Raw genomic sequence first — 1,302 nt, 5'->3', positions numbered from 1 at the left:
CCTCGGCCGCCGCCCGCCGTCCCGCCGGTACACCTACGGGTACGGGCGCGCCGAGGACCTGGCGGGCGTCGTCATCGTCCTGACCATCGCCGCGTGCTGGAGCGCAGGAAGCCGAGGTGCTCGGTGAGGTCCTCGTACATGAGGCCGAGCGAGTGGGGGAGGCGCTGGGCGTGCAGCGGCGTCAGCTCGCCGCCCTCGTACGTCCCGGCGAGGTGCGAGTGCGACTCGCCGCGGCCGTCCAGGACCAGCACGTCGCCCTCGCCAGGCCCGGGCGCGGCGAGCGCGGCGGACGCGGCGTGCGCCACGTGGTGCGGCACGTACCGGACGATCCCGGGGTCGAGGCCCGGCAGCGCCGTCGCCAGGAAGTTCGGGGCGCGGCGGGCGTAGAGCGTGCGCAGGCGCTCCCACTGGGCGTCGTGCCCGCCGAGTCCGGGTTCGGCGAGCTCGGGATCGTAGGAGTAGGCGACGGCGTCGAGGTCGCCGGGCTCCAGCCCGGCCTCCTCCAGGCACCACCGGGCGGCCTGCTCCGGCACCTCCCAGGCGGAGAAGGGCACCGGCCGCTTCCCGTGCTTGCGGCGGCTGAAGCGCTCCTCCTCGGCCGCGGCGACGACGGTGCCGTCCGACACCAGCGCGGCGGCCGGATCATGGAAGATCGCGTTGATTCCGAGCACGCGCATGAGTACCCCGTTTCGGCGCAGCGTTCGGTGGGAGAGGGGCCGGTGGCCGTCGTCGTAGGCACCGTGCTCCGGCCGGATCCGCCGGAACGAAATCCCCTATAGGTAATTCGGGACATTGCCGAGAACTGTGTGGCTAAACGCTGATGTCAGAAGAGTCGCTCGTAATAAAAGTTGCAGGTGATGCGCCATTTACGGACATGGAGGGGAAAGCGGGGGGTAGTGGCCGGTTCATGCGCTTCACCGTCGTCGTCATCACCCGGGACCGGCGGCGGTCCCTGCTCACCACTCTGGCCGCCGCCCGCGCGCTCACCGAGCGGGCTCCGGTCATCGTGGTGGACAACGCCTCGCGGGACGGGTCCGCCGCCGCCGTCGCGGAGCGGTTCCCGGAGGCGACCCTGATCCGTTCGCCGCGCAACCTCGGCGCCGTCGCCCGCAACCTCGCCGTCGACCACGTCCGCACGCCCTACGTCGCGTTCTGGGACGACGACACCTGGTGGGACCCGGACGGGCCGTCGCGCGCCGCCGCCCTCCTGGACGCGCATCCGCGGCTCGCCGTCGTGACCGGCCGGATCCTGGTGGAGCCCGGCGGCCGCGAGGACCCGATCGTCCCGGAGCTGCGGCACTC

At 72.9% G+C, this 1,302-nt stretch carries 1 protein-coding gene and 1 pseudogene; one reads left to right on the top strand and one right to left on the bottom strand.

Features of this window, described 5'->3' with window-relative positions; all coding sequences use genetic code 11:
* Positions 1–95: 95 nt before the first annotated feature.
* Positions 96–677: pseudogene (locus AB0C69_RS42370) on the bottom strand (carbamoyltransferase N-terminal domain-containing protein); the annotation flags it as partial.
* A 230-nt stretch (positions 678–907) separates the two neighbouring features.
* Here AB0C69_RS42370 and AB0C69_RS42365 point away from each other — a divergent pair.
* Positions 908–1,302: glycosyltransferase (locus tag AB0C69_RS42365; protein WP_360362622.1), on the top strand; the 395-nt coding region annotated here is incomplete at its 3' end.

Source organism: Actinomadura sp. NPDC048032 (assembly GCF_040653175.1).
Taxonomy (GTDB): Bacteria; Actinomycetota; Actinomycetes; order Streptosporangiales; family Streptosporangiaceae; genus Spirillospora; species Spirillospora verrucosospora.
This window is presented reverse-complemented; position numbering and strand designations above follow the sequence as displayed.